Annotated in this window: 21 protein-coding genes; 8 read left to right on the top strand and 13 right to left on the bottom strand. The window is 74.3% G+C overall.

What is annotated here, in order from left to right:
• Positions 1-62: 62 nt before the first annotated feature.
• Positions 63-1,928 (bottom strand): AAA family ATPase, encoded by a 1,866-nt coding sequence (locus CXR04_RS00935; protein ID WP_101420006.1) that lies wholly within the window; start codon positions 1,926-1,928, stop codon positions 63-65.
• A 425-nt stretch (positions 1,929-2,353) separates the two neighbouring features.
• Positions 2,354-2,962 carry a uridine kinase family protein gene (locus CXR04_RS00930; protein ID WP_101420005.1) on the bottom strand — a complete coding sequence of 203 codons (609 nt, stop codon included), beginning with the start codon at positions 2,960-2,962 and terminating at the stop codon, positions 2,354-2,356.
• A 176-nt stretch (positions 2,963-3,138) separates the two neighbouring features.
• Here CXR04_RS00930 and CXR04_RS00925 point away from each other — a divergent pair, with 176 nt between their 5' ends.
• The gene (locus tag CXR04_RS00925; protein ID WP_199850359.1) at positions 3,139-4,512 is read left to right on the top strand and encodes a peptidase C39 family protein; all 1,374 of its coding nucleotides are present in this window, start codon (positions 3,139-3,141) and stop codon (positions 4,510-4,512) included.
• Between the two features lie 121 nt (positions 4,513-4,633).
• Here CXR04_RS00925 and CXR04_RS00920 read toward each other — a convergent pair whose 3' ends face one another.
• From CXR04_RS00920 to CXR04_RS00905, 4 genes are all read right to left on the bottom strand, one after another.
• Complete coding sequence (locus CXR04_RS00920) at positions 4,634-5,425, bottom strand: carbonic anhydrase (protein ID WP_101420003.1); 792 nt, start codon at positions 5,423-5,425, stop codon at positions 4,634-4,636.
• 181 nt (positions 5,426-5,606) lie between these two features.
• Positions 5,607-5,861: a hypothetical protein gene (locus CXR04_RS00915; protein WP_101420002.1), complete on the bottom strand. Its 255-nt coding sequence runs from the start codon at positions 5,859-5,861 to the stop codon at positions 5,607-5,609.
• Between the two features lie 135 nt (positions 5,862-5,996).
• Entirely contained in the window at positions 5,997-6,314 is a 318-nt protein-coding gene (locus tag CXR04_RS00910; RefSeq protein ID WP_101420001.1) for a DMT family transporter, read from the bottom strand.
• A gap of 65 nt (positions 6,315-6,379) precedes the next feature.
• Positions 6,380-7,120 carry an SDR family NAD(P)-dependent oxidoreductase gene (locus CXR04_RS00905; protein ID WP_101420000.1) on the bottom strand — a complete coding sequence of 247 codons (741 nt, stop codon included), beginning with the start codon at positions 7,118-7,120 and terminating at the stop codon, positions 6,380-6,382.
• Between the two features lie 129 nt (positions 7,121-7,249).
• Here CXR04_RS00905 and CXR04_RS00900 point away from each other — a divergent pair, with 129 nt between their 5' ends.
• The gene (locus tag CXR04_RS00900) at positions 7,250-7,903 is read left to right on the top strand and encodes a TetR/AcrR family transcriptional regulator (protein ID WP_101419999.1); all 654 of its coding nucleotides are present in this window, start codon (positions 7,250-7,252) and stop codon (positions 7,901-7,903) included.
• Positions 7,904-8,129: 226 nt separating this feature from the next.
• Positions 8,130-9,308: an acyl-CoA dehydrogenase family protein gene (locus tag CXR04_RS00895; RefSeq protein ID WP_101419998.1), complete on the top strand. Its 1,179-nt coding sequence runs from the start codon at positions 8,130-8,132 to the stop codon at positions 9,306-9,308.
• 87 nt (positions 9,309-9,395) lie between these two features.
• On the opposite strand, the gene CXR04_RS00890 is transcribed toward CXR04_RS00895, so the two are convergent.
• Complete coding sequence (locus tag CXR04_RS00890; RefSeq protein WP_101419997.1) at positions 9,396-9,785, bottom strand: hypothetical protein; 390 nt, start codon at positions 9,783-9,785, stop codon at positions 9,396-9,398.
• Positions 9,786-10,023: 238 nt separating this feature from the next.
• Here CXR04_RS00890 and CXR04_RS00885 point away from each other — a divergent pair, with 238 nt between their 5' ends.
• From CXR04_RS00885 to fxsA, 4 genes are all read left to right on the top strand, one after another.
• Entirely contained in the window at positions 10,024-10,464 is a 441-nt protein-coding gene (locus tag CXR04_RS00885) for an Lrp/AsnC family transcriptional regulator (protein ID WP_018835479.1), read from the top strand.
• 40 nt (positions 10,465-10,504) lie between these two features.
• Positions 10,505-12,196, top strand: coding sequence for an amidohydrolase (locus CXR04_RS00880; RefSeq protein WP_101419996.1), 1,692 nt, complete (start codon positions 10,505-10,507; stop codon positions 12,194-12,196).
• 632 nt (positions 12,197-12,828) lie between these two features.
• Positions 12,829-13,596, top strand: a complete 768-nt coding sequence (locus tag CXR04_RS00875) for a polyprenol monophosphomannose synthase (protein ID WP_101419995.1) — start codon at positions 12,829-12,831, stop codon at positions 13,594-13,596.
• A gap of 3 nt (positions 13,597-13,599) precedes the next feature.
• Positions 13,600-14,226 carry an FxsA family membrane protein gene (gene fxsA, locus CXR04_RS00870; protein ID WP_101419994.1) on the top strand — a complete coding sequence of 209 codons (627 nt, stop codon included), beginning with the start codon at positions 13,600-13,602 and terminating at the stop codon, positions 14,224-14,226.
• A gap of 175 nt (positions 14,227-14,401) precedes the next feature.
• On the opposite strand, the gene CXR04_RS00865 is transcribed toward fxsA, so the two are convergent.
• Together CXR04_RS00865 and yczE are read right to left on the bottom strand one after the other, a co-directional pair.
• Positions 14,402-14,776, bottom strand: coding sequence for an RNA polymerase-binding protein RbpA (locus CXR04_RS00865; protein WP_026276152.1), 375 nt, complete (start codon positions 14,774-14,776; stop codon positions 14,402-14,404).
• 233 nt (positions 14,777-15,009) lie between these two features.
• Positions 15,010-15,801 (bottom strand): membrane protein YczE, encoded by a 792-nt coding sequence (yczE, locus tag CXR04_RS00860; protein WP_442802345.1) that lies wholly within the window; start codon positions 15,799-15,801, stop codon positions 15,010-15,012.
• Here yczE and CXR04_RS00855 point away from each other — a divergent pair.
• Positions 15,800-17,311 carry an SCO1417 family MocR-like transcription factor gene (locus CXR04_RS00855; RefSeq protein WP_101419993.1) on the top strand — a complete coding sequence of 504 codons (1,512 nt, stop codon included), beginning with the start codon at positions 15,800-15,802 and terminating at the stop codon, positions 17,309-17,311. The two genes, yczE and CXR04_RS00855, sit on opposite strands and share 2 nt — an antisense overlap.
• Positions 17,312-17,485: 174 nt before the next feature.
• Here the strand turns inward: CXR04_RS00855 and CXR04_RS00850 are convergent, their stop codons facing one another.
• The 4 genes from CXR04_RS00850 to CXR04_RS00835 form a co-directional block, all read right to left on the bottom strand.
• A complete protein-coding gene (locus CXR04_RS00850) occupies positions 17,486-19,042 on the bottom strand; it encodes a hypothetical protein (protein WP_101419992.1) in 1,557 nt (518 codons plus the stop codon).
• 50 nt (positions 19,043-19,092) lie between these two features.
• A complete protein-coding gene (locus CXR04_RS00845; RefSeq protein ID WP_018835487.1) occupies positions 19,093-19,287 on the bottom strand; it encodes a hypothetical protein in 195 nt (64 codons plus the stop codon).
• A 180-nt stretch (positions 19,288-19,467) separates the two neighbouring features.
• The gene (locus tag CXR04_RS00840) at positions 19,468-20,838 is read right to left on the bottom strand and encodes an ABC transporter ATP-binding protein (RefSeq protein WP_101419991.1); all 1,371 of its coding nucleotides are present in this window, start codon (positions 20,836-20,838) and stop codon (positions 19,468-19,470) included.
• Positions 20,839-21,010: 172 nt separating this feature from the next.
• Complete coding sequence (locus tag CXR04_RS00835) at positions 21,011-22,654, bottom strand: alkaline phosphatase D family protein (RefSeq protein WP_101419990.1); 1,644 nt, start codon at positions 22,652-22,654, stop codon at positions 21,011-21,013.
• Positions 22,655-22,741: the final 87 nt, after the last annotated feature.

Genomic DNA, 22,741 nt, shown 5'->3' with positions numbered 1-22,741 from the left:
GGAGGCGGGCCGGGCTTCGGCCGCCTGCCCGGCCCGAGCCGGTCCGGGCCGGGCGCGGCCGGTCAGCCGGCGTCCGGCTCCGCCTTCGGCTCGCGGCCGGACAGTATCTCGCCGTACGCCTGCATCAGGTCCGGCAGCCGCAGCGTCGCCAGGTCCTCGCGGCCCGGCGGCCCCGGGTAGGCCGACAGCCGCAGGTCGCGGTAGGCGCAGCTCTTCTCGTACAGCGTGCGCAGGAAGCGGCCGTTGCCCAGCTCGTCGATCCAGCCCTGGTCGACGACGTGCCCGCAGATGCTGCGCAGCTCCTCGACCGACTCCTCGTCCCACTTGTCGCCGTTCTGCGCGGCCAGCACCTCGCCGATCGCGGTCAGCTCCAGCGGGCGGTAGCTGGGGAAGCCGACGCGCGTCGTGAAGCGGGACGTGAGGCCCGGGTTGCTGGAGAGCAGGCGGTCCATGCCTTTGGGGTAGCCGGCGAGGATGACCACGAGCCGGTCGCGGTTGTCCTCGGCGCGCTTGAGCAGCACCTGGAGGGCCTCGTCGCCGTACGCGTCGCCGCGGGAGTAGCCGACGCCCGCGAGGCTGTACGCCTCGTCGATGAAGAGCACGCCGCCGAGCGCGGAGTCGATCAGGTCGTTGGCCTTCACCGCGGTCTGGCCCAGGAACTCGCCGACGAGGTCGGCCCGTCCGGCCTCCACCAGCCGGTCGCTGGCGAGCAGCCCGAGGGCGTAGAAGACCCGGCCCAGGATGCGCGCCACGGTGGTCTTGCCCGTACCGGAGGGGCCGGAGAAGACGAAGTGCCGCTTCGGCGGCTGCACCGGCAGGCCCTCACCGGCCCGCAGCCGCGCCATGTTGAGCTGCGCCGACAGCGCCCGCACCTGCCGCTTGACGGGGTCGAGGCCCACCATCCGGTCGAGGTCGGCCAGCGCCTCGGCGAGCATCCCGGGGTCGGCGGCGGCCGGCTGGTGTGCGGAGCCCGCGTGCAGTGAGGCGCGCTCGCGCAGCACGCCGGAGCCCCCGGCGGGGGGCGGCGGGCGCAGCACCTCGTCGGCGGGCACCAGCTCCCGGCCGTCGGGGGCCGGGGGAGCGGGGTCCCCCGGCGCGGTCTCCTGCTCGGCGCCGCCGAGGGACACCGACGCCAGGCCCGGCACCGGGTCCAGGCCGTCGAAGTCGTCGAGCCCGTCGATCGCGGCGATCCGGGCCGCGGTGTCCATGAAGGAGGGGTCGATCCGGTGCACCGCGCGGTACAGCGGCAGGGCGGCGGCGCTGCGGCCCGAGCCCTCCTGCGCGCGGGCCAGCCAGTAGCGCAGCTCCTTGCGCTGCGGCTGTTCGCTGCGGCAGCGCATCAGCGCGGCGGAGAGCATCGGCACGGCCTGCCCGTACATCTCCAGCCGGACCCGCGCCATGCCGGCGAACAGCCCCGCCTCGATGCCCAGCAGCGGATCGTCGGTCAGCGGCACGGTCAGCCGGACGAGCTGCTCCCAGTCCTTGACCAGGTACGCGCGGCAGGCGTGCAGGAAGCGCACCTGCGGGTCGGCGTCTGCCGGGGGACAGGCGGCGAGCGCCTGCTCCAGCTCGGCGACGTGCCGGCCGTCCAGCCAGTGTGAGGCGTGCGCGAGCAGCAGGTCGCGGCCGGAGTCGAGCACGGGCTGCACCCACCAGCCCAGCCAGTACCAGGAGTTGAGGGGGCGGCGGTGCCGGGCGCGCTGCTCGCCGAAGCGGTCGCGGTGCCGGTACATCTCCAGCAGCGCTGTGGCGGTGTCCGCCCGCAGCGCGTGCAGTCCCAGCCAGGCGTCGGCCATCTGCGGGTCCTGCCGTACGGCGGACCTGAACTCCTCCTCGGCCCGGGTGTACGCGCCCATGGTGTAGGCGTCGACGCCCCGCAGCCAGGCGAGCTCCGCGGGGGCCTCGGGCCCGCGCGCGCCGTTGTCCATCACGTAGCCACCAACCGTTCCCCCGTGGATCTCCTCGGGTCGCTGGTCGGCCGTCTCTCGCGAACTCCCTTGCAGAACAGGGGAGTTGCAGCAAAGACGGCCTGCTCGCATGGTACCCGCGGCGGCGATGCGGGCCGACGGCACGTATCGGACGCGCGCGCGGGGAATCCGGCCGCCCGCCGCGGTGACCGTGGGTGAGGGGCGGCCGGTACGTAAGTCATCCCATTGTTCCCTCTTGAGGACAGAACGAAGCCCCCGATCACGGGGGAACAATCGGGGGCTTCGCGCGTGAGGCGGTGCCGGTGGGGCCCGCTCACTGAGAACGTAAGTCCTGTACTGCCCCTGGGTCAAGCGGAGTTGGGGCCTGGAGGGGCCGATTCCGGCCGGGCCTCCGACCGGCTACGCAGGGTGTGCGCCCCGCGGGGTCAGCGGGCCGTCGCAGGGCCCGGGACCAGCCGGTACGCGTCCCCCTGACGCACCACCAGAAGACCGGCGTACGGGCGGGACGGGTCGGCCGAGAAGTGCGCACGCTCCGCCCGCTCCCAGTCGTCCCAGAACCCCGCGAGCCCCGGCCCGTCGCGCTCCCGCCCGCGCGCCCACGCCGCCGCGGCCGGCACCTCCATCCACAGCAGCCGGGCGAGGTGCGGCCGCAGCTCCCGGCGGCCCGCGCCGACGCCCTCGACGAGCACCACGGGCGCCGGCGGCAGGGTGCGGCGCGCGGTGAAGGCGCGGGCGTCCCAGTCGTACGCGTCGTAGACCGCCGGCCGCCCCGCGGCCAGCGGGTCGAGCACCTGGCGGCGCAGCCGTGCGGTCCAGCCGAAGAACTCGCGGTGTGTCGCGATGTCGTCCAGCCGGAGTACGGGCGCCCCGCCCAGCGCCGCGGCGAGCCGGCCGGCGAACGTCGTCTTGCCGGACCCGGCGTGCCCGTCGACGGCCACCAGCCGCACCGGTCCGCAGGACGGTTCGAGGCCCCGCAGCTCGCGGGCCAGGGCGGCCGGCGCGGTGCCGGGCGCCGGGGGGTCGGGTGCGCTCATCGCCGCAAGGCTACGGCGACCGCCCGGCGGGCCCGTTCTCCGCCCCAGGTCACACCAGTGGTATGAACCAATGTTCACCCATGTCGTAGCACGGATTGACTTCCTAACGGCAGAGCGAGGGTGAATAGTTGTGGCCTGCCCCCCAGCACGCGCCGCAATCGTCTGGAGAGTCCGCCATGCCCCGTAGTGCGTCACGGCGCGCCGTGCTGGCTGCCGCCCTGGCAGCCGCAGCGGCCGGTGCCGCCCCGGTCGCGTCCGCCTCCGCGCTCAGCGCCCCGCCCGCCCCGGGCGGCGCGGCCGGCCGGCCGCCGCTCGGCAGCTCCCTCGTCGACTACCACGGCTGGGCCTCCGCGCCGGCCTGGCGCCGCGGCAGCGCCCGCGGCACGAAGGTCGTCCCCGGCAGCCGCCCCGGCATCGTGATCGGCCGCCCCGCGGGCCGTACGGAGTACGCCGACCCGCACACCGGGACCACCGCCTCCTGGGAGTACGCCACCTGGACCTCCCCGGTCCACCGGCTCGCCCCGGCCGCCACCGAGGTCGTCGCCTCCTGGAACGCCGCCACCCCGGCCGGCACCTGGCTGATGGTCGAGCTGCGCGGCACGTACAACGACGGCGGCCGCACGCCCTGGTACGTGATGGGCCGCTGGGCCGCGGGCGACGGGGACATCCGCCGCACCACGGTCGACGACCAGTCGGACGGCAGGAGCAGCATCTGGACCGACACCTTCTCGGTCGACGACGCGGCGAGCGGACTGCGGCTCGTCGACTACCAGGTGCGGGTGACGCTCTACCGCAAGCCCGGCAGCGACGCGACGCCGCAGGTGTGGCGGGTCGGCGCGATGGGCTCCGACGTGCCGGACCGCTTCGAGGTGCCCGCGAGCACGCCGCGGCTGTCGCGCGAGCTGATCGTCCCGCGGTACTCGCAGAACATCCACGCCGGCCGCTACCCGGAGTACGACAACGGCGGCGAGGCGTGGTGCAGCCCCACCTCCGCGCAGATGATCATCGAGTACTGGGGCCGCAAGCCCGCCGCCGGTGACCTGGAGTGGGTCAACCCCGACTACGACGACCCGCAGGTCTGCCACGCCGCCCGCTTCACGTACGACTACCAGTACGAGGGCTGCGGCAACTGGCCCTTCAACACCGCCTACGCGAGCACGTACCGCGACATGCACGGCGTCGTCACCCGGCTCGGCTCGCTCGCCGACGCCGAACTCCTCGTGGCTGCCGGCATCCCGCTGATAACGTCCCAGTCCTTCATCGAGGCGGAGCTGGACGGGGCGGGCTACGGCACGTCGGGCCACCTGATGACCGTCGTCGGCTTCACCAAGGACGGCGACGTCGTCGCCAACGACCCGGCCTCGCCGAACAACCCGGCGGTCCGGCACGTCTACAAGCGCCGCCAGTGGGAGAACATCTGGCTCCGCACGAAGCGCTACGACGCCGCAGGCAAGGTCCGCTCCGGCACCGGCGGTATCTGCTACGTCCTCTGGGGTGGCGAGATCACCGGTGCTCAGAAGGCCGCACTGGCCGCCGTCGGTATCCGCTGAACCGCCCGCGCGAGGCCCCTCCGCAGCACTGCGGAGGGGCCTCGCCGGGGGTGGTCCGGGCGCGCGGGGAGAATCCAGGGAGATCCGCAGTCGGACGGCTTGCCGCGGTACCCGCCCCGGGTCAGAGCTTGGTGACGCCCCAGGTGTCGAGTTCGTAGCGCGCTCCGATCACCCTGAGGTGACCCTGCCTCACCTTCTCGGCCACCGGCCCTTCGAGCAGGATCTCGTCCCGGATGCGGCGCACGTTCGCGTTGATGGCCCGGTTCTCCCGGTCAGGGGAGTTCTTGTCGGGGTCGATGGAGGGCCTGATCTTCTCCGCCAGCCACAGCAGCCGCGGCGAGGTGTCCGGCGGCAGCGGGTCGCCGTCCACGACGTGCATGGCGAGCTTCACGGCGCCGCAACTCTGGTGACCCAGTACGACGATGAGCGGGATGTCCTTCTCCTGGACGCCGTACAGGGCGCTGCCGTAGACGGCCCCGTCGAGCACCTGTCCCGCCGTACGGGCCACGAAGAGGTCGCCCAGCCCCTGGTCGAAGATCAGCTCCGGCGGGACGCGGGAGTCGATGCAGCTCACGATCATCGCCCACGGCGTCTGGTTCGTGACCAGCAGCCTGCGGTCGGTTTCGTACTGGCGGGGGTTGGACTGTGCCTGGATCTTCCAGGCCGCGTTGCCCTCCCACAGCTTCGCCTCCGCCTGCGCCGGAGTCAGCGGCGGCCACGGCCAGTTGCGTGTGCCCGGCGCGTGCGGAGCGCGTGGTGTCGCGGTCGCGGGCCCCGCTCCCAGGCCGATCCCGGTCCCGAGGGCGGCCCCGCCGGCGAGGGCGGCGCGGAGTAAGGAGCGGCGCCCCGTGCCTATAGCACTCTTATCCGTGTGTTGGGCATCTATTTGCCTCTTGTTTCCCTTGTTGTTCATAAGGGTTGACGGTAAATCTCCGCCTGATGCTGCATAAGTGACCAAACTCGTCAGGAAATTGATCGAATTTGAATGCATTCACTGCTCGTCAGCGGTTCCCACGCTGAGGGCATGTGGTGAGGGCATGATCGATCCACTGTCCGGAAAGGTCTGGACCTGAACTGCGCAGAGCGGCAGGGGACTAGGGCCGGAACCAGAGCCGCCGGCGCGGGTCGCCGGGCGTGCCGGCCGGCACCTGGCGCTCGGCCGCCGCGCGGACCTCGTGGTGGGAGTCGTGCGCGGTGACGCGCATCGCCTCCTCGTACGCCGCGAGCGCACCCCGCATCGCCGAGCCGGCGAGCCCGCGGCGGCGTACGACCCCCTTGACCCAGGTGAGGAAGCCCGTCACCGCGAGCAGACAGCCGCCCACGACCAGATACGGCACGACCTCACCCATGCGGCCACCCGCCGCCATCGGCGTACCGGGCGACCGGGACGGGGGTGCGGGGCGCGGCGGTGCCGCCCCCCGCCGTCATCGCCGTCGCGTCCATGTACCGGAGAACTCCCGGTGCGCCCGCGGGGTTCCGCGCGGTCAGCCTTCGACGAATTTCAGCCCGATGACCCCCGCGAGGATCAGCCCCAGGCACGCCAGCCGGGCCGGCGACGCGCTCTCGCCCAGCGCGAGGATGCCCACCGCGGCCACCCCCAGCGACCCGAGCCCGACCCACACGGCGTACGCCGTGCCGACGGGCAGGCTGCGCAGCGCCATCGTCAGCACGACGACGCTCGCCATGGCCATCACCAGCCCGATCGTCGAGGGCCAGAGGCGGGTGAGGCCGTCGGACTGCTTCAGGGCGGTGGCCCAGACGAGTTCGAGGCCGGCGGCGATCAGCAGGAATATCCAGGGCACGGTGTCTCCCGGGTCGGTCGTGCGGGTGGTACGGGGAGGGGCGCGCGGGCCCGCGGGCGGCCGCGCTACGCGGCGAAGCCGCCGTCGACGGCGATCGCCGCGCCGGTGATCTGCGCGCCGCCGGGGCCCGCGAGGTGGGCCACGGTGGCGGCGACGTCCTCCGGGCTGCCGTAGCGGCCCAGCGCGCTGATCGCGCGGGCGGCGTCGGCGTCGGGGGAGTCGGCGGGGTTCATCTCGGTGTCGGTGTCGCCGGGGTGGACGACGGTGACGGCGATGCCCTGCGGGCCCAGGTCGCGGGCGAGCCCGCGGGTGAGGCCGGTCAGCGCGGACTTGCTGGCGGCGTAGACGGTCCAGCCCGGCATCGGCACCCGCTCGGCGAAGCTGCTGCCGATGCTGATGATCCGGCCGCCCGGACCGAGGTGGCGGGCGGCGGCCTGGGAGGCGAGGAAGACCGCGCGGACGTGGATGGCGAGCACCGCGTCCACATCCTCCCGGCTCACCTCGGCCAGCGGCCCGTACGGCGCGATGCCCGCGTTGTTCACCAGTACGTCCAGCCGGCCGAGTTCTGCCGCGGCGCGGTCGACCGCGGCGACGACGGCGTCGGGGTCCGCGGCGTCTGCCTGGATGGCCAGCCCCCGGCGGCCGGTCTTCTCCACGGCGCGTACGACCTCCGCGGCCCGTTCGGGCGAGCGGTGGTACGTCAGCGCCACGTCGGCGCCCTCCTCGGCCAGCCGCCGCGCGATCGCGGCGCCGATGCCGCGGCTGCCTCCGGTGACCAGGGCCGTCCGGCCCGCGAGCTGCGTCATGTTTGTTCCCTTCAGTATCCGGAGAACTCTCCGGTTGGCCCTTCGAAGAGTAACCGGAGAACTCTCCGGATGCCAGCGAGAACCGGAGAAGTCTCCTGTTCGCTATCCTCCGGACAGGAAGGAGCGCAGGTGACACACGACGACGCGACCAGCCGGCGGCGCCCGGCCGGCGCCGAGCTGCCCCTGGTGGGCGGCCCGCCGGCGGAGCGCGCGGACGCCGCGCAGAACCGCCGCAGGATCCTCGCCGCCGCGGCCGCGATGGTCGCGGAGCGCGGCCCCGACGCGCTGTCCATGGACGAGGTGGCCAAGGCCGCGGGCGTCGGCGTCGGCACCGTCTACCGCCGCTTCGGCGACCGCGCGGGGCTGGCGTACGCGGTCATCGACGACCGCGAGGTGCAGTTCCAGGCCGCGTTCCTCCAGGGCCCGCCGCCGCTCGGGCCGGGCGCGGGCGCGCCGGAGCGCATCCGCGCCTTCCTGCACGCCCTGGTCGACCGCACCGAGGACCAGCTCGGGCTGCTGCTCGTGGCCGAGATGGACTCCGCCGACGCCCGGTTCACCGAGGGCTCGTACGAGCTGTACCGCCAGCACCTCGCGCTGCTCGTCGGCCGGATCCGGCCGGGGGCCGACGTGCGCTGGCTCGCCGACGCCCTGCTCGCCCCGCTGGCCGCCAACCTCTACGGCTATCAGCGCCGCACCGGCGGCATGAGCGTCGCCCGCGTCAAGGCCGGCTACGACGACCTGCTCGCCGGCCTCGCCCCCGGCGGCGGTGCCGCCGCCCCCTGACGGGGGAACCCGCCCCGGTCAGTGGCCGGTTCGCTGCGTACCCCGTCTGTCTCGGCGTACCGCCGATCGGGCATACTCCCCTTCACCGCAGCCTTACATGCCGGCTCGCCGCAATCCGGCGGGGCAGCATCGGGCTGCACCAACACAACGGGCGGTGCCGGCGTATCCCGGCCGGAGCCGCCGTCGACAGCGCCGTACGCGCGCCCGGCGAAGAGGAGTGCACCGCATGGCCGAACGTGGTCCGCTGCCCGTGGAACGCGAGCTGCCCACCGAGGAGTCACGCGACCTGCTGGCCCTCGTCCGCGAGCTGGTCCGGCGGGAGATCGCTCCCGTGGCCGCAGAAGAAGAGGAAGCGGGCCGCTTCCCCCGGGAGTTGTTCACCACCCTGTCGCACTCGGGACTGCTCGCGCTGCCCTACGCGGCCGAGTACGGGGGCGGGGAGCAGCCGTACACGGTCTACCTCCAGGTGCTGGAGGAGTTCGCCGCCGCCCGGCTGACCGTCGGCCTCGGCACCTCCGTGCACACCCTCGCCACCCACGCGGTCGCCGGCTACGGCACCGAGGAGCAGCGCAAGGAGTTCCTTCCGGCCGTCCTCGGCGGCGGCCTGCTCGGCGCGTACTGCCTCTCCGAGCCCGCCTCCGGCTCCGACGCCGCCGCCCTGACCACCCGGGCCGTACGCGAAGGCGACACCTGGACCCTGGACGGCACCAAGGCGTGGATCACCCACGCGGGCGTCGCCGACTTCTACACCGTCCTCGCCCGCAGCGGCGGTCCCGGCGCCGGCGGCATCACGGCCTTCCTCGTACCCGGCGACGCCCCCGGGCTGACCGCCGCGCCGCCGGAGAAGAAGATGGGCATGAAGGGCTCGCCCACCGGCCTGCTGCACTTCGACGGGGTACGCGTCCCCGACGCGCGCCGCATCGGCGAGGAGGGGCAGGGCTTCGCGATCGCGCTCGACGCCCTCGACTCCGGCCGGCTCGGCATCGCGGCGTGCGCGATCGGGGTGGCGCAGGGGGCGCTCGACACGGCGCACGGATACGCGCTGGAGCGGCAGCAGTTCGGCCGGCCCGTCGCCGACTTCCAGGGGCTGCGCTTCCTGCTCGCCGACATGGCGACGCAGATCGCGGCCGGGCGCGCGCTGTACCTCGCTGCCGCGCGGCGGCGCGACGCGGGCCTGCCCTTCGCCCAGGACGCCGCGATGGCCAAGCTGTTCTGCACGGACGCGGCGATGCGGGTGACGACCGACGCCGTGCAGGCGCTCGGCGGCTACGGCTACACGGCCGACTTCCCCGCGGAGCGCTACATGCGCGAGGCGAAGGTGCTGCAGATCGTGGAGGGCACCAACCAGATCCAGCGCGTGGTCGTCGCGAGGCACCTGCTGGGCGCCGAGACGGACCGGGGCTGAGGGCCGGTCCGTACCGCGTCAGGAGGGCGGGACGGAGCCGGGGTGCGGGACGGGCGCGGGCGGGTGCCGCGGGGCGGTGTGCGGGCGCTACTTGCGCCGGCGCATCCCCGGCAGCCGACGCCGCGCCGGCTCGTTCCCCGGGCCGACGTGCGAGAAGGGCTGGCGGCGCCAGTCGAGGCCCTCGGGCAGCGTAAGCAGCACGGCCGTGTCCTCGGCGCGCGCGTCCAGCCGCGCGTCCTCGGGCACCGCGGCCGACAGCGGGCTGCCGGAGCCCGTGCACACGGTCAGGCCGAACGGGTTCGCCGGGGTCACGCGGGCGTGCTCGGGAAGCACGTCCTCGCCCTCCAGCAGGGCGATGGGCTGGACGCAGTCCGGGCAGAGCACCCGGAAGATCAGCGAGGTCTCGGCGTAACCGCCGCCCTCCTCGTCGTCGACGGCGTCGGGATCGACGAGCTGGACATGCTCGGAACGGCGCATGCTGCTCCCCCTCAGGTTGGGCCACCTGGACGGTCACGTGGTGGTCTCGACCACAGCAAGGATTTCCCTCGCTGTCATCCGAATAATCGTCCGCAGGGTCCCCCTCGCTCCCCGATGGACTGTGGCCTTCGTCACACGCTGCCGTGTGCGCCCCGTGCGCCCCCGAAGGCGCCCTCCCCGGCCGTTCCGGCGGCCCCGGATGTACCTGACCGCCGCAAACGAAGTAGGTTGATGCGTTGTGGAGGAGTTGGACAGGCACATCGTGGAGCTGCTCGTCAGGGACGGGCGGATGAGCTATACGGACCTGGGCAAGGCCACCGGCCTGTCCACCTCGGCCGTGCACCAGCGGGTGCGGCGGCTGGAGCAGCGCGGCGTGATCCGCGGCTACGGCGCCATCGTCGACCCGGAGGCCATCGGCCTGCCGATGACCGCGTTCATCTCGGTCAAGCCCTTCGACCCCAGCGCCCCGGACGACATCGCGGACCGGCTCGCCGAAGTCCCCGAGATCGAGGCGTGCCACAGCGTGGCGGGGGAGGAGAACTACATCCTCAAGGTGCGCGTCGCCGCCCCGGCGGAGCTGGAGGACCTGCTGGCCCGCATCCGCTCGCTCGCCGGCGTCTCCACCCGCACGACCGTCGTGCTCTCCACGCCGTACGAAGCCAGGCCGCCGCGCATCTGACGGCGCGGCGCCCCCGATCCGAATCCGAGGCACCGCAGCCGTGACCGCCGACAGCCCCGCCGCCCGACCCGCGGAAACCGCGAACTCCGCGTCTTCCCCGGCCGGTTCCGCCCGCCGTACCGTGCTGCTGCGCGGGGGCACCGTCCACAGCCCCGCCGACCCGTTCGCCACCGCCATGGTCGTCGAGGGCGACCGCGTCGCCTGGGTCGGCTCCGAGGGCGCGGCCGACGGCTTCGCGGACGCCGGCACCGTCGATGAGGTCGTCCACCTCGAAGGCGCCCTCGTCACCCCGGCGTTCACCGACGCGCACGTCCATCTGACCGCCACCGGGCTGGCGCTGACCGGGCTCGACCTCTCCGGCGCCACCGGGCTGGCCGACGCGCTGGCCCGGATCCGCGCGCACGCCGCCGACCGTCCCGCGGACCGGGTGCTCATCGGCCAGGGGTATGACGAGACCGGCTGGCCCGAGGGCCGCCCACCGACCCGCGCGGAACTCGACGAGGCCGCCGGCGGCCGCCCGCTCTACCTGACCCGCGTCGACGTCCACTCCGCCGCCGTCAGCACCGCCCTGCTCGACCTGGTGCCCGGCGTCGCGGACCGCGACGGCTACGCCCCCGACGCGCCGCTGACCCGCGACGCCCACCACGCCGTACGCCGCGCCGCGTACGCCGCCATGTCGCCCGCGCAGCGCGCCGCCGCGCAGGGCGCCGCGCTCGACCGGGCCGCGGCCGTCGGCATCGGCTCCGTGCACGAGTGCGCGGGCCCCGACATCAGCGGCGAGGACGACTTCGCGGCGCTGCTCGCGCTGGCCGCCGAGCGGCCGGGGCCGCGGGTGACCGGCTACTGGGGCGAGGCCGTCACCGGGCCCGAGGACGCCCGGCGCCTCCGCGAACTCGGCGCCTTCGGCGCGGCCGGCGACTTCTGCGCCGACGGCTCCCTCGGCTCCCGTACCGCCCACCTGACGCAGCCGTACGCCGACCGCCCCGGGCACCGAGGCAACGGCTACCTCGACGCCGCCGCCGTCGCCGACCACGTCGCCGCCTGCACCGAGGCGGGGCTCCAGGCGGGGTTCCACGCGATCGGGGACGCCGCGGTGGCCGCCGTGGTCGACGGCGTACGGGCCGCGGCCGAGCGGGTCGGCCTGGACCGCGTACGGGCGCTGCGGCACCGGGTGGAGCACGCGGAGATGCTCACCGCGGAGACCGTCGCCGGGTTCGCGGAGCTGGCGATCACGGCGTCCGTGCAGCCGGCGTTCGACGCCGCCTGGGGCGGCGAGGAGGGCATGTACGCGGCCCGGCTGGGACCGGAGCGGGCGCGGGCCCTCAACCCGTACGCGGCCCTCCTGCGCGCCGGTGTGCCGCTCGCCCTCGGCTCCGACGCCCCGGTGACCCCGCTCGACCCCTGGCGCACCGTCCAGGCCGCCGCGTTCCACCACACGGCCGAGCACCGCATCTCCGTTCGCGCCGCCTTCACCGCCCACACCCGCGGCGGCTGGCGGGCTGTCGGCCGCGACGACGCCGGCGTGCTCGTGCCCGGCGCGCCCGCGGACTACGCCGTCTGGGCGGCCGGCGACCTCGTCGTACAGGTGCCCGACGAGCGGGTCGCGAACTGGTCGACCGACCCGCGCTCCGGCACCCCGGGCCTGCCCGACCTCACGCCCGGCGCGGAACTGCCCGTGTGCCTGCGTACCGTCGTGGCCGGAAACACCGTCCACCCGGGGCCGATCGGGTGAGTTAACGATCTTCGATAGGCCGAACGAAGGCCGTCCCGGGCGTGGGACCACGGCCTGATTTCGGGACTGACCAGCCGCTTCGGCAAAACGCCACAGGTGACACGGCTGTTGACACGCAACGGGCAACGGCGGGTAGTTTCGGCCGAGTCCACCACAGGACGTCCGGCCGGATCACCTCCGCGCAGTCGTGGAACGCTCTGGGCCACGGATGGTGTGCCGCACCGGCGCCCCATCGCAGGCAGCCAGGTCCAGGACTCCGGCACGGGGGCGAGGGAGGATGGCATCCGTCGGGCTGGTGTGACCCCGGGTGGGGCCCGGACGCTCAGTAGACAACGGCCCTCGGTCGATCCGCAGCCAGCGGGTCCCAGGTCGGACCGAAGGGCGCCGGGCCCGACCCGCAGTGGCACGGGCCGTGCGGGCACGGCCCCGCGAGCCACCGGCCGCCACTCCCGTTCCCTCCTTCTTCCGCGGTCTACGCGCCCGTCCCTGTCATCGCCCCCGCCCGTCCCGCGGTACCGTTGCGCACCGCCTCGGTGCCGGACTCCGCCGGACTCTGGCTATGGTGGGCGTCCGTCCCGCGCGGCCGTGTGCGCGCGTGGACGGCTCAAGCGGGAATTGCGGAAGGGACGGCAGTGACAGACGGGGTTCAGGGGCGCTACGGCCCGCTGGGCGGGATCCTGGTGATCATCCCGACGTACAACGAGGCCCTGAACCTCGAGTCGATCGTCTCCAGGGTGCGGGCCGCGGTGCCGGACGCGGACGTCCTGGTCGTCGACGACAACAGCCCGGACGGCACCGGGAAGCTCGCCGACGAGCTGAGCGCGAACGACGAGCACGTACACGTGCTGCACCGGGCGGGCAAGGAGGGCCTGGGCGCCGCCTACCTGGCCGGCTTCGGCTGGGGCCTGGAGCGGGACTACGGCGTGCTGGTCGAGATGGACGCCGACGGCTCGCACCGGCCGGAGGAACTGCCCCGGCTGCTCACCGCGCTCAAGGGCGCCGACCTGGTGCTCGGCTCCCGGTGGGTGCCCGGCGGCCGGGTGGTCAACTGGCCCAAGTCCCGGGAGTTCATCTCCCGCGGCGGCAGCGCGTACTCGCGGCTCTGGCTCGGGCTGCGCATCCGGGACGTCACCGGCGGCTACCGCGCGTTCCGCCGGGAGACGCTGGAGGGCATCGGGCTGGCGAACATCGCCTCGCAGGGGTACTGCTTCCAGGTGGATCTGGCCCGGCGCGTGGCCGACGCCGGCCACCACGTCGTGGAGGTCCCGATCACCTTCGTCGAGCGCGAGCGCGGCGACTCCAAGATGAGCAAGGACATCTTCGCCGAGGCGGCCTGGCGGGTACCGGCCTGGGGCGTACGGTCCCGGCTGGGACGGATTCTCGGCCGCAGGCACACTTGAGTCATGAGCGATCGCATTCCGCAGCCGTACGAGGACCCGGCAGGCTCCGACGACCGGGGGGCGGGCCCCGGCGGCCCGGGCCGCCGCGGCCCCGGTGACGGCCGCGGCCGCCCGCCGCGCAGGCGCCGCTCGCTCGCCCGCACCCTGGCCCCCCTGGGCGTCGCCGCGTGGGCGCTGCTGGAGCTGTGGCTGCTGATCATGCTCGGCTCCCGGATCGGCGTCCTGGGTGTCTTCGCGGTGCTGGTGGGCGGGCTGATCCTGGGCTCGGTCGTCATCAAGCGGGCGGGCCGGCGGGCCTGGCGGTCGCTCGCCGACCAGCTCCAGCGGCAGCAGCGCGGCGAAGCGCCGGAGCCCGACCGCGCGCGCGGCTCGGGCAACGGGCTGACGATGCTGGCCGGGCTGCTGCTGATGGTCCCGGGCCTGGTCACGGACGCCGTGGGCCTTCTCCTGCTGCTGCCGCCGGTACGGGCGCTGGTGCGCCGGAGGCTGACCCGGGCGATCGAGCGCTCGGCCTCCGGGAGCGACCTGGGACAGGCGTACACACAGGCGCGCATCCACCGCCCGGACGGCAAGGTCGTCCAGGGCGAGGTGATACGGGACGAGGACGAGGACCGGCCGCCGGAGCGCTGAGCCCCGGCACCCGGGTCCTCGTTCAGCCGTCCGTCACCTCAGGACCGGCCGCCTTCGCAGCGTACGGGCCCGGAGGTCACCGTGTACCGCCCACCGTTTTCGGGCACCCGGAAGGGCCCGTCCCACTGCGGGACGGGCCCTTGCCGATGCCGTTCTCCGGAAGCGGCGCCGCGCCTCAGGCCGACTTGCGGCTGTCGCGCGGATGCACGGCGATGTTCATCGCGCCGGAGCGCAGTACCGCGAGCCGCTCGGCCAGGACCTCTTCGAGCTCGTCGCGGGTGCGCCGCTCCATGAGCATGTCCCAGTGCGTCCGGGCGGGCTTGACCTTCTTCTCCTCCGGTCCCTCGCCGTCGACGAGCAGCGCCTGGGCGCCGCACGTCTTGCACTCCCACTCCGGCGGGATCTCCGCCTCGACCGAGAACGGCATCTCGAACCGATGGCCGTTCTGGCATGCGTACTCCACCGCCTGGCGCGGGGCCAGGTCGATGCCGCGGTCCGTCTCGTAGCTGGTCACCACGAGTCGCGTGCCGCGAAGAGCTCGCTCACTCATGAATCGTTGCCTCCCGGGCTTGTCGCCCACAGGACAGGTGTCGCTGTCGTCGTCATCCGGTCAACGTCCGGTCGGCGATGAAGATTCCCGTTCCGGGACATGCGTCGCCCGTCGTGCCGCCCCATTGCTTCTACCCACAGGCGTCCGCTTTGTCACGTGTGACGGAGATGTCACCGACTGATTTCATCTCACTGCATGCTGTAACGGTCCGCCTGCCGAGCCGGAGGCGTACACTACCGCTCCGCGCCAGGCGGCACATAATTCACCTCGCGGGTGTCGCGTCGCACCTCGTCCCTCCGGCCCGTCTCCGGCCCGGTCGGCGCGGGTTCCGGGATCGTGAAGACGCGCAGGAAGTACTGGGCCAGCGGGCCGATCGCGAGGGCGTAGACGACCGTGCCGGCACCGACCGCGCCGCCGAGCGCCCAGCCGGATGCCAGTACGGCGATCTCGATCAGGGTGCGGACCAGCCGGACGGAGAGGCCGGTGCGCCGGTGCAGCCCGGTCATGAGGCCGTCGCGGGGGCCGGGGCCGTAGCGGGCGGAGATGTACAGGCCCGTGGCCACGCCGTTGAGGGCGATGCCGGCGAGCATCTGCGGGATCTGCAGGGCCAGGCCGTGCACGTCGGGCAGGAGGACGAGCGAGGCGTCCATGGCGACGCCGATCACCACCACGTTCGACACGGTGCCGAGCCCCGGGCGCTGCCGGATCGGTATCCACAGCAGCAGCACCGCCGCACCGACCACGATCGTCGCGCCCCCCATCGACCACCCGGTCTGCTTGCCGAGCCCCTGGTGGAAGGTGTCCCACGGGTCGAGTCCGATTCCGGCGCGCACCATCAGCGCGCAACTCAGCCCGTACAGCGTCAGGCCGACGTACAGATGCGCGAGCCTGCGGGCCGTACGAGATCCCCTCCAGCGCGACAAGACTGGCTCCCCTCTGGTCCTGTTGGATGGCTGCGTGCCACTATGTGGACTGGGCTTGTACAGGTGATATGGCCAATCGGGGAAAGGTGGACTGGTTCTCATGGCGGAATGGACATCGGCCGTCGGTGCGGTTCAGCTCGCGCGCCTGCTGCGGTCGCAGGAGAGCGCGGGCGCCGTGGCCCTCGACCGGCCGGGCCGCCGCGTGCCCGCGTACCGCGCCCTGGCCGACGGCGTGCGGCTGCTGGTGCTCGAAGGGCGCATCCCGGTGGCCACCCGGCTGCCCGCCGAGCGCGAACTTGCCGCCGCCCTCGGCGTCAGCCGCACCACCATCGCCGCGGCGTACGAACACCTGCGCGCGGCCGGCTTCCTCGAATCCCGCCGCGGCGCCGGAAGCTGGACCTCCGTGCCGGCCGGGCACCCGCTGCCCACCCGCGGTCTGGAGCCGCTGCCGCCGGACGCCACCGGCTCGATGATCGACCTCGGCTGCGCCGCGCTGCCGGCCCCCGAGCCCTGGCTCACCCGCGCGATGCACGGCGCCCTGGAGCAACTCCCGCTCTACGCCCACACCCACGGCGACTACCCCGCGGGGCTGCCGGGCCTGCGCGCGGCCATCGCCGAGCGGTACACCGCCCGCGGGGTGCCGACCATGCCCGAGCAGGTCATGATCACGACCGGCGCGATGGGCGCGATGATCGCCCTGTGCCGGCTCTTCGCCGGCCGCGGCGAGCGCATCGCGGTGGACTCACCGAGCTACGCCAACATCCTGCAGCTCATGCGGGAGGACGGCGCCCGGCTCGTGCCCGTGGCCATGGGCGAGGGGCTGACCGGCTGGGACGTCGAAACCTGGCGGCAGACCCTGCGCGACGCCGCCCCGCGGCTGGCGTACATCATCCCCGACTACCACAACCCCACCGGCGCCCTGGCCGACGACGACCAGCGCCGCGCGCTCGTCGACGCCGCCCGCCGCGCCGGCACCGTCGTCGTCGCCGACGAGACGATGAGCGAACTGCGCCTGGACGACACCGGCGAGCGCCCCCGGCCCGTCGCCGCGTACGACCCGGCGGGCTCCACCGTCGTCACCGTCGGCTCGGCCAGCAAGGCGTTCTGGGCCGGCCTGCGCATCGGCTGGGTGCGCGCCGCGCCCGAGGTGATCCGGAGCCTGGTCTCCGCCCGCGCGTACGCCGACCTCGGCTCGCCCGTGGTGGAGCAACTGGCCACCACCTGGCTGCTGGAGGGCGGCGGCTGGGCCGCAGCCACCGGTCTGCGCCGCTCCCAGGCGCGCACCAACCGCGACGCGATCGTCGCCGCCCTGCGGCGCCATCTGCCCGACTGGGAGTACACCGTGCCGCACGGCGGGCTGACCCTGTGGGTGCGCACGGGCGGTCTTTCCGGCTCGCGCATCGCCGAGGCGGGCGAGCGGGTGGGCGTACGGATCCCGTCGGGGCCGCGGTTCGGCGTCGGCGGGGCCTTCGAGGGGTACGTGCGGCTGCCGTTCACCGTCACCGGGGCGGTCGCGGAGGAGGCCGTCGGCCGGCTCGCGGCGGCGGCCCGCGCCGTGTCGGAGGGCGGCGGGCCCGTGGCGGCGGAGCCGGCGGGGGCGTTCATCGCCTGACGGACGGCACCGCCGAGGGGCGGGGGGCGCGGGCTGACGACCGGTGACCACCGCGATCACGTGTGTACGGAGCGGACCGGCGGGTCGGCACCCCGCACCTGCCTGCCGGTCCGGCCGCCGGGAGATGGCCGACGCCGTGGATACCGGGCCAGCCGCCCTGGCCGGCGCCGTTCGTCAGCCGCCGACCTGCGCCGCCGCCGTGCCGGTCGCGGAGCCGTCGGCCGGGGGCTCCGGCAGCAGTTCCAGCACCGCCCGGCGCAGCGCCTCCGGCGTCTCGCGGTGGTGCGGGTCGGGCGTCGCCGGCACCTGCAGCCGGTGCACCTCACCCTGGCCGAGGCGTACGTAGCCGCGCCCCGGCGGGACCTCGTACACCGGCGTGGTGTGCGGCGGGGCGCCGAGGATGGAGGCGACCTGGGCCGCCGAGGCGGGGCCCAGCACGACGCGGGCGCGGGTGTGGTCCCGTACGGCGGGACCCAGGGAGGCGGCGCAGTCGAACTGGTCCGCCACCACCACGGTGACGTTCGCCGCCCGGCCGTGCCGCAGCGGCACCTCCAGCAGCCCCTGCGGGTCCTCCCGCCCGGCCGCGGCGGCCAGATGGCTCAGCGCCGCGGGCCGGTCCACGACGATCCACAGCGGCCCCGCCGCCCGTCCGCCGTCCGCCGCGTCGTCCCGGGCGGCGACCGGGAGCTGCAGCCGGCGCTCCGTCTCCTCCGCCGCCCAGCGCAGCAGCGCCAGCGCGCCGGCCACCGTGGACTCCACCGCCAGCACCCCCGGCCGCCCCGCCAGGAAGGCGAACTCGCCCGCGCAGCCGCCGTCGACCACCAGCACCTCGCCGTGCGGCAGCGCCTGGAGCGCCAGCGACCGCAGCAGCGTCGTCGTGCCGGTGCCGGGCTGGCCGAGGGCGAGCAGATGGGGCTCGGTGGAGCGCGGTCCGGTACGCCAGAGCACCGGCGGCTCGTCCCGGTCGCCGGCCTCCGTGCGCACCGGCAGCGTCCGCCGGACGCCCTCGGCGTCGGTGAAGCCCAGCACCGACTCGCCGTGCGCCGTGACGTAGGGCTGCGCGCCGATGTCGGTGGGCAGCGGGTCGAGGACGGCGAGGTCGAGGCGGTTGTCGTCCTCGTGCCAGTCGAAGAGGTACTCGCGCCCGCGGCCGCACTTGGCGTACAGCAGTTGCTCGATGCGCGCCCGGGACTCCGGCTCGCCGTCGCGGAAGTACGGCGGGTAGCGCAGCCGCAGCGCGGTCAGCCGGTCGTCGCCGTCGAACCCGGCGTCCCCGAAGACCTGCTCGATGTCGCCTTCGTGGGCGTAGAGAGGGTGCGGGTCGTCGGGGGAGGAGAAGTACGGCACCAGTGCCTCGTACAGCGCCGCCAGCCGCTCCTGCCGCCGGGCCGCCGCGTCCTCGTCCGCCGCGGGGTCCGTCTCCCCCCGGCCGCGGCCCGCCCACACCGCCGCGGCCAGCAGCGCCACGGCGGCGGCGAGCGGCCCGTACGGCATCAGATACACCAGCAGCAGGCAGGCGCCGGCGAGGAAGGCCGTCGGCCCCCGCCGCTCCTTCGGGGTCGCGCTCCAGCGCCGCCGGGCGGCGGTCGCGAGCCGTCCGGCGCCGCGGGTCACGACCACCACCGGCCGCAGCACGTCCGCGGCGCCGTCCGCCGCCGTCCTGGCCAGCTCGCGGCCGCGGGCCGCCGGGGGCGTCTCGCGGCCGAGCAGCCGGGCCAACGGTCGTCGCATGCGTCGGGTCTCCGAGTCCTGGGTACGGACGCGCGGCTGGTCGGGGCGTCCTAGAGCTTGATGCCGCCCAGCAGGCTGGCGAGGCTCTGGCCGCCGGCCTTGATGCTGGGTGCGATCGCGGTGCCCGCCAAGTAGAACCCGAAGAGGGCGCAGACGATGGCATGGGACGGCTTAAGCCCGTCCTTGCGGAAGAACAGGAAGACGATCACTCCCAGCAGGACAACGCCTGAGATCGACAGAATCACGGAAATCTCCAGGGGCGACGGAGCCGTCAGAGGTCGTTTGCCAGCCTGGCAGTGAGATTTACCGAAGAAAAGCGGCAATTGGGTGATTTGCCCCATGCTCACCCGAGTGGCCGGAGAGCGGTCGCCGCGCGGTGTCGGCCGTGCTCCGGCGGGCGGGGCAGGCGAGCCGCGCGGGTGGCGTCACTCGTCCAGCCGGGGCTGGTGCGCGGGCGCGGGGCAGACGCGGCGGCCCTGCTGGTCGAAGACGTACAGGTGTTCCAGGTCGATCAGCAGCGGCACGTGCGTGCCGGGCCGGACCTGGAGGTCGGGCCCGGTCCGTACGACGAGGTCGCCCCCGGCGATCGCGGCCCGCTCGGCGCTCTGCGGCGGCGCGGCCGGCACCGGGGGCTCCTCCAGCACGCCCACCGCCCCCTCGCCCGGTTCGTCCTGGCCGAGGCCGTGCAGATGGGCCACCGCCCTGTCGCGCAGCCGCCCGAGGACGGTGCCCTCCTTGTTCTTGCGGTGGCCGCCGGGCGCGCTGTCCGTACGCGGTCCCTCCAGCGCCGGTACGAGGGCCGCGCGCGAGCCGGTGTTCAGATGCAGCAGCGCCTCGTGGCCCAGGTACTCCACGTGCTCCACGATGCCGCTCATCGCCCACTCGCCGGCGCGCGCCAGCGAAGGACGGGCGATGCGCACGGCCTCGGAGCGCAGGCCGACGATCACCGGCCGGCCCTGCTGGATGCGGAGCATCTGGTGGTCGGGGGAGAGGGGTTCCGGCAGCACCAGGCTCTGCCGGCCGAGGTCGATGGTCATGCGGCCGGGCAGCGGGGCGTGCACGACGGCTTCGAGCAGGTTGATCCGCGGAGTGCCGATGAACGCGGCGACGAAGATGTTCTTCGGCAGCGCGTACGCCTCCCGCGGCGAACCCACCTGCTGCAGCACGCCGTCGCGCATCACGGCGATCCGGTCGCCGAGCGACATCGCCTCGGCCTGGTCGTGCGTCACGTAGACCGTGGTGACCGCCAACTCGCGGTTGAGCCGGGCGACTTCCGCGCGCAGGTGGTTGCGCAGCTTGGCGTCGATGTTGGACAGCGGCTCGTCCATGAGGAACGCGGTGGGCTCCCGCGAGATCGCCCGGCCGATCGCCACGCGCTGCCGCTCGCCGCCGGAGAGCTGCGCGGGGTAGCGGTCGAGCAGGTCCTCGATGCCGAGCAGCCGGGCGGTGGCGTCCACCCGCGGGCCGACGTCGCCGCGGGCCTCCAGCTTCAGCGGGAAGCCGATGTTGTCGCGGTTGGTCATCCGCGGGTAGAGGGCGAAGTTCTGGAACACCATGGCCATGCCGCGCTGCCCGGGCGCCAGTTCGGCGGCGTCCTCGCCGTCGAGCAGCAACTGCCCCTCGGTGACGGACTCCAGGCCCGCGATCATGCGCAGCACCGTGGACTTGCCGCATCCGGAGGGGCCGAGCAGGACGACGAACTCGCCGGGTTCGATATCGAGCGAGAACCGGTCGACGGCCCTGATGCCGCGCTCGTAGACCTTGGTGACGCCGTCCAGTGATATCGCACGTGACATGGTGTTTTGTTCCGTATTTCGGCGACAAGGATGCGGTAGACGTGCACAGTTGGATTACGGGCCCCGAAAGATAGCGAAGTTCACCCGGGCTGGGAACGCCTTGCGCAGCCCGATGCGCAGGTCCGCAGGCGAATCCGCCGGAACGGGCCGGCGGCCGCCCGTACGGGGGCGGTTACAGCAGTTCCCGCTCGTCCGCCCGGACCAGTCGGGCGCCGCCGGCGCCCTCCGCGCGGGCCTGCTCCAGCCGCAGCCGGGCGGTGTCGCGGCCGCCGAGGGTGAGGGTCATCAACTGGTTGCCGAACCACGGTCCGCCGGTCTTGCGCCACTCGATCGGCGGGGCGGCGAGCCGGCCGTGCCGGGCGAGCAGCTTGCCGAGGAGCCGACCCGTGCGGCTCCAGCCGAACCGGAAGCCGGCCCTGATGGGGGCGGGAACGCTGTTGTGCATCGGTGAGCAGGTGAGCTGCGCGACCACCGGCCGCGGGCCCTCGGGACCGGCCGCCGCCGGCCACCGCGGCTCGGCCACGTAGGCGTGGTGGACGTCGCCGGAGAGCACCAGCACCGAGGCCGGCGCCCCGTCGGCGCGGCCGACCTCGGCGATGAGGTCCGCAAGTTCTGCGAAGGACCGCGGAAACGCCGACCAGTGCTCCAGGTCCGCCCGCCGCCGCAGCTTCTCGCCCAGCCGCGCCCAGCGCGCGCCCCGCTCACCTGCGCACAGCGCCGCGTTCCACCCCTCGGCGTCGTGCACCGCGGGCGGCAGCAGCCACGGCAGTGAGGTGCCGATCAGGAGGTGGTCGTACGCGCCCGGGTCGGCCAGCGCCTGCCGGCGCACCCAGTCCATCTCGTCCGGGTCGACCAGCGCGCGGCTCTTCTCCGCCAGCACCCGCGCGGCGCGCGAGTCGACCATGAGCAGCCGGGTGCGCCCGAGGTCGCGGCGGTAGCTCCAGCGCACGGCGGCCGGGTCGGCGTCGGCGCGTTCGGCGAACTCCCGGAGCAGCTCCGTGCCGTCGCCGGCCGCGCGCACGGCCGCGTAGAGCGGGTCGGCCGCCAGCTCGTCGGGGGAGAGGTTGCCGAGGTGCTGGTAGACCCAGTACGACATCAGCCCGCCGAGGATCCGCTCGCGCCACCAGGGCTCGGCGCGGATCTCCTCCAGCCAGGAGGCGGAGGTGTTCCAGTCGTCGATCACGTCGTGGTCGTCGAAGATCATGCAGGAGGGCACGGAGGCCAGCAGCCGGCGCACCTCGGGGTCGAGCCAGGACTCCTCGTACAGGTGGGTGTACTCCTCGTAGTCCGCGATCTGGTCGCCCGGCGGCACGTCGGGATCGCGGCGCCCGGCGAGGTACTCGCGGGTGGCGGCGGAGGTCTCGTCCGCGTACACCTGGTCGCCGAGGAGGAGCAGGATGTCGGGGCGCTCGGCGTCCGGGTCGGTGTCCAGCCGGCGCGAGAGGGTGTCGAGGGCGTCGGGCCCCACGGGGTCGTGGCCGCCGCCGGGCTTGGCGGCCCAGCGGCAGGAACCGAACGCCACCCGCAGCGGGGCGCCGGGGCGCGGGGTGCGGATGGTGCTCGCGGGGGCGCCGGGCAGCGGCCAGACCTCGTGGCCGTCGAGGAGCACGCGGTACGGGGTGGGGGCGCCCGGCGTCAGCCCGGTCACGGTGATCAGCGCGTAGTGGTGGCCGCCGACCTGCCAGGTGCGGGCGCTGCCGCCGGCGCCGTCCGCGCAGCGGACCTGCGCCTCGCAGGGGCCGCCGGTCTCCACCCAGACGGTGGCGCGGGAGTCGTCGGCGTACCGCAGCAGCGGCCCGAGCCGCAATTCCGCCATGGTCGCCTCCTCGTCCCGGTGGCCAGGCGCCACTGCGGGGGAACGCGCGGACCTGCCGGGAGGTTCCGTGGGGCGCGGCGGCTTCGT

Origin of the sequence: Streptomyces sp. CMB-StM0423, assembly GCF_002847285.1 — a bacterium.
GTDB lineage: Bacteria > Actinomycetota > Actinomycetes > Streptomycetales > Streptomycetaceae > Streptomyces.
Note: the sequence above shows the minus strand (reverse complement) of the source record. Positions and strands in the feature narration are given on the sequence as shown.

Excerpts from the sequence above, each read along its gene's own strand:
- CXR04_RS00890 (WP_101419997.1), bottom strand. The coding sequence starts at position 9,785 with ATGCGCCGTTCCGAGCATGTCCAGCTCGTCGATCCCGACGCCGTCGAC.
- fxsA (WP_101419994.1), top strand. The coding sequence starts at position 13,600 with ATGAGCGATCGCATTCCGCAGCCGTACGAGGACCCGGCAGGCTCCGAC.
- CXR04_RS00935 (WP_101420006.1), bottom strand. The coding sequence starts at position 1,928 with ATGGACAACGGCGCGCGCGGGCCCGAGGCCCCCGCGGAGCTCGCCTGG.
- CXR04_RS00915 (WP_101420002.1), bottom strand. The coding sequence starts at position 5,861 with ATGGGTGAGGTCGTGCCGTATCTGGTCGTGGGCGGCTGTCTGCTCGCG.
- CXR04_RS00920 (WP_101420003.1), bottom strand. The coding sequence starts at position 5,425 with ATGAACAACAAGGGAAACAAGAGGCAAATAGATGCCCAACACACGGAT.
- CXR04_RS00925 (WP_199850359.1), top strand. The coding sequence starts at position 3,139 with ATGCCCCGTAGTGCGTCACGGCGCGCCGTGCTGGCTGCCGCCCTGGCA.
- CXR04_RS00865 (WP_026276152.1), bottom strand. The coding sequence starts at position 14,776 with ATGAGTGAGCGAGCTCTTCGCGGCACGCGACTCGTGGTGACCAGCTAC.
- yczE (WP_442802345.1), bottom strand. The coding sequence starts at position 15,801 with ATGAGAACCAGTCCACCTTTCCCCGATTGGCCATATCACCTGTACAAG.
- CXR04_RS00850 (WP_101419992.1), bottom strand. The coding sequence starts at position 19,042 with ATGCGACGACCGTTGGCCCGGCTGCTCGGCCGCGAGACGCCCCCGGCG.
- CXR04_RS00855 (WP_101419993.1), top strand. The coding sequence starts at position 15,800 with ATGGCGGAATGGACATCGGCCGTCGGTGCGGTTCAGCTCGCGCGCCTG.
- CXR04_RS00840 (WP_101419991.1), bottom strand. The coding sequence starts at position 20,838 with ATGTCACGTGCGATATCACTGGACGGCGTCACCAAGGTCTACGAGCGC.
- CXR04_RS00835 (WP_101419990.1), bottom strand. The coding sequence starts at position 22,654 with ATGGCGGAATTGCGGCTCGGGCCGCTGCTGCGGTACGCCGACGACTCC.
- CXR04_RS00905 (WP_101420000.1), bottom strand. The coding sequence starts at position 7,120 with ATGACGCAGCTCGCGGGCCGGACGGCCCTGGTCACCGGAGGCAGCCGC.
- CXR04_RS00895 (WP_101419998.1), top strand. The coding sequence starts at position 8,130 with ATGGCCGAACGTGGTCCGCTGCCCGTGGAACGCGAGCTGCCCACCGAG.
- CXR04_RS00930 (WP_101420005.1), bottom strand. The coding sequence starts at position 2,962 with ATGAGCGCACCCGACCCCCCGGCGCCCGGCACCGCGCCGGCCGCCCTG.